Source organism: Desulfolutivibrio sp. (assembly GCF_036584575.1).
Taxonomy (GTDB): Bacteria; Desulfobacterota; Desulfovibrionia; order Desulfovibrionales; family Desulfovibrionaceae; genus Desulfolutivibrio.
The window spans coordinates 1-3,604 of the sequence record NZ_JAZHDB010000128.1 but is presented as its reverse complement, the minus strand read 5'-3'; the positions used below and the strand labels follow the sequence as shown (position 1 = coordinate 3,604).

The window sequence follows — 3,604 nt, the reverse complement described above, 5'->3', positions numbered from 1 at the left end:
TGACCGCCGTCAGCGCCGTGGTCTGCGGCGTGCTCACGGTCATCGGCGCGGGAATCTTTTTATGGCTGAGAAGCATGGGAGGAAAATGAACGTGTTGACCGCCGTCAGCGTCGAGGAGATCGCCAAGCTCAATCCGGAACTGTCCCTGGCGGATATCCTGGGGATTTTGCAGTGGGTCGGGCCGTCGACCCGGGTGCATTGAACGGCCATGGGATTTGCGCCGGATATCAGGGACCGGGAGGTGGGGCTCACCGGCCGACAGGAGCGTTTCGTCCAGGAATATCTTGTGGACTTAAACGCCACCCGGGCCGCCGAACGGGCCGGATACAGCCGCAAGGCCGCCCCATCCACCGGGGCCCGCCTGAAAAATACGCCCCGGGTCAAGGACCGCATCGAGGCGGCCATGGCCGAACGCATCGAACGCACCAGGATTCGCCAGGACCGGGTGGTCATGGAACTGGCCCGGCTGGCCTTCTCGGACATCTGCGAATTTGCGGATTGGGACGAGGGCGGCGTGCGCATCCGGGACTCGGCGGGTATGGGGCCTGGCCAGTCGGCCTGCATCGCCGAGATTGTGGAGACGCCTGGCAAGGACGGCCGCAAGCTGCGGGTGAAGCTGCACGGCAAGACCCGGGCGCTTGAGGTGTTGTGCCGCCACCTGGGACTTTTCGAGAAGGCCCCGCGTCAGGCGGAAGGGGCGGTGATCCGGGTGGTCACCCACATTCCCGAGCCGGATTGGGACGGGGCGGACCCGCCCGGGGAGGCGGATGCGGCCTGCGAACCCGGCGCGGCCCCGTCTGCGGCGGCGCCACTCCGGGAGCAGGGGTAGGCATGCCCCGCCGCAAAAGCGACGGCCCCGCATGCGACCTCCCGGAAGCGGAGGCGGCTCGGGCCGTGGAGGCCGAGGTGGATTACCGGCCTCAGCCCAAGCAGGCCCTGTTGCACCGGGTGCGGGCCAACGAGATTTTATTTGGCGGAGCGGCAGGCCCGGGCAAGAGCCATGCCTTGCGGTTCGAGGGGTTGGCCTGGTGTCTGCGCATCTCGGGGCTTCAGACCTACCTGTTCCGGCGCACTACGCCGGAGCTTGAAAAAAACCATATCCTTCCCTCCATGGCCCAGTTCCCCGGCACGCTCGGGCGGTACGTCTCCGCCCGGCGGGCCTGGGAATTTCGCAACGGATCGCGGCTTTTTTTCTGTTCCTGCCAATCGGATCGGGACGTCTTCCGCTACCAGGGGACGGAGATCCATCTGCTTTTGGTGGATGAACTCACGGCCCTGACGGAGTTCCAATACGACTACCTGCGCGGCCGGGTGCGCTGCTCCCTGCCTGTCCCGGAAAACTACCGATGCCGCATTCCGGGGGTGGTGTGCGCCTCCAACCCCGGGGGCGTGGGGCACGGGTTCGTCAAGTCCCGCTGGGTGGATTTCTCCCCGCCCTGCGTCCCCAGACGCGCCCCGAAAAACCAGGGCGGCATGATGCGCTGCCACATCCCGGCCCGGCTTTCGGACAACGCCATCCTGGCCCGGCGCGACCCGGACTACGTCCACCGCCTGGACGCCCTGCCCGAGCCCCTGCGCAGCGCCTACAAGGATGGCCGTTGGGACGTCTTTTTCGGTCAGGCCTTCGCCTTCTCCCGTGCGTTACATGTTGTGGCGCCGCGTCCGGTGCCGGATGAGGCCCCGCTGTACATGAGCTTCGACTGGGGCTACGGCGCGCCCTTTTCCGTGGGCTGGTGGTGGGTGGACGCCGACGGCAGGCTCTATCGCTTCGCCGAATGGTACGGCTTCACCGGAACCCCGGGACAGGGACTGCGCATGACCGACCCCCTCATCGCCCAGGGCATCCGTGACCGCGAACATCGCATGGGCGTCGCCGCCCGCACGATCCTGCGCCTGGCCGGGCCGGACTGCTTCGCCAAAAAGCCCGATTACCGAGGGGGCGGCCAGGGGCCCAGCACGGCCGAGGAGTTCGCCCGGCACGGGGTGTTCCTGGCCCCCGGCGATCCTTCGCGTCGGCTCAAGATCAGGCAGTTTCACGAACGCCTGCGGCCGTGCGGCGACATGCCCCCCATGCTCCAGGTCTACGACACCTGCGAGCAGTTTCTGCGCACCATTCCGCTTTTGACGGCCGACCGGCACAACGTGGAGGACATCGACACCACCGGCGAGGACCACATCTACGACGAGGCCTGCCACGTTTGCATGGCCCGGCCCCTGGCCCTTTGCGCGGCAAGGCCTGCGACCGAATCCGGCCGCATCATCGAGACCCTTCTGGCCCCTGTGGACGAGGGCCGGGAGGACACCCCCCACCAGGACACGGAGGAGCCATGACCACCTCGACCCTTTCCCTGCCGGACGTGTTGGCCCTTTTGGCCCTGTATGTGGCAACGGCCCTGGTCTTTTTGCTCACGGGCCGGCGGTTTGGCCGGGAACACGCCGGTCGGGCCATGTTCGAGCGTCCCCTCTCGGAAGCTCCCCATGAGGCAGCGGACGCAGACCAGACCGACCCCTGGGACGCGGCCATGCATGGCCATCCGGTTCTCCATCCGGCCTCGGCCGATGCCCGGGAGGGGGGCATGGCCTTCTTCGCCTCCCGAGGACGCCCGGCCCAGGCTGGCGAACGGGAGGGGCACCCGCGGATGGATAATTTATATACGACCTAAGAATATTCCCGGCGAACACGTCAAAAAGAAGATCTGTCTTCATTTTTATTAATAAAAAACAGTATGTTGTCTCACAGCAAGATGTATAATTTTTATACGCGAACAGCCGAATTGGCATGTATTTATGCACAAAAAGGGGCCCGGGAAAAACAAATGAATTTGATAACATCCTAAAATAAAAGAAAAATCGTGCGTGGCACGGTCCATGCTTTAGTACTAGGCATGGCGACGCCGCAGGCCATGGTGGTTTTCCCTCTTCACCGTGATCCGGGTCGCCCCAATCCCTAGGAGGATCGTTCCATGAACGCACGCATTTTCAAGATGGCCCTTATGACCGCTCTCCTCGTGTTGGCTGCTTCCCTTCCGGCCTTGGCCAGAGGCCCCGGCGGCCCTGGCGGTCCTGGCGGATACGGCGGACCCGGGGGCTGCCCCGGGGCCATGTCCCAGCTTCCCCCTGAACAGCAGGCCGCCTACCAGAAGCTTGTCCAGGAGCATGTGGCCAAGATTGCGCCCATCCGGGCCGCGCTTCAGGTCAAAAAGGCCGAGCTCAACGTGGTGACCCTCGATCCCAAGGCCGACCAGGCCAAGATTGCCGGACTGGCCAAGGAGATTGGGGCGATCAAGGGACAGATGGCCGAAGAAGGCGCGACCTTCCGGGTCAAGATGATTAAGGAATTCGGGACGATGGCCATGGGCGGCTGCGGTGGTCCCGGCATGGGTGGCGGTCGCGGTCCCGGCATGGGTCGCGGTCCCGGAAACGGACCCGGCTGCGGCGGAATGTAGCCGTATACAAAATCTTGGGCCGGGTTTTCTCTTTCCCCCCGGCCCTGATGCGTAACCCCCCCGGGGGCAGACCCCGGGTTCGGATTACATACAGACCCTCTCACCTCCTTAACGTGAAACACCCCCTCCTCATCCTGTGCGCCGACGGCGGAAGCTCT

5 protein-coding genes are annotated in these 3,604 nt (G+C 64.9%); all 5 read left to right on the top strand.

Features of this window, described 5'->3' with window-relative positions; all coding sequences use genetic code 11:
• The first annotated feature begins 61 nt into the window (after positions 1-61).
• The 5 genes from V3572_RS09730 to V3572_RS09710 all read left to right on the top strand — a co-directional run bounded on the left by V3572_RS09730 (position 62) and on the right by V3572_RS09710 (position 3,446).
• Positions 62-202 (top strand): hypothetical protein, encoded by a 141-nt coding sequence (locus V3572_RS09730; RefSeq protein WP_332110802.1) that lies wholly within the window; start codon positions 62-64, stop codon positions 200-202.
• Positions 203-208: 6 nt separating this feature from the next.
• Complete coding sequence (locus tag V3572_RS09725; protein WP_332110801.1) at positions 209-829, top strand: terminase small subunit; 621 nt, start codon at positions 209-211, stop codon at positions 827-829.
• 2 nt (positions 830-831) lie between these two features.
• The gene (locus tag V3572_RS09720; protein WP_332110800.1) at positions 832-2,331 is read left to right on the top strand and encodes a terminase large subunit domain-containing protein; all 1,500 of its coding nucleotides are present in this window, start codon (positions 832-834) and stop codon (positions 2,329-2,331) included.
• Positions 2,328-2,663 carry a hypothetical protein gene (locus V3572_RS09715; protein WP_332110799.1) on the top strand — a complete coding sequence of 112 codons (336 nt, stop codon included), beginning with the start codon at positions 2,328-2,330 and terminating at the stop codon, positions 2,661-2,663. Before V3572_RS09720 ends, V3572_RS09715 begins: the two co-directional genes overlap by 4 nt.
• Positions 2,664-2,963: 300 nt before the next feature.
• Entirely contained in the window at positions 2,964-3,446 is a 483-nt protein-coding gene (locus V3572_RS09710) for a periplasmic heavy metal sensor (RefSeq protein ID WP_332110798.1), read from the top strand.
• Positions 3,447-3,604: the final 158 nt, after the last annotated feature.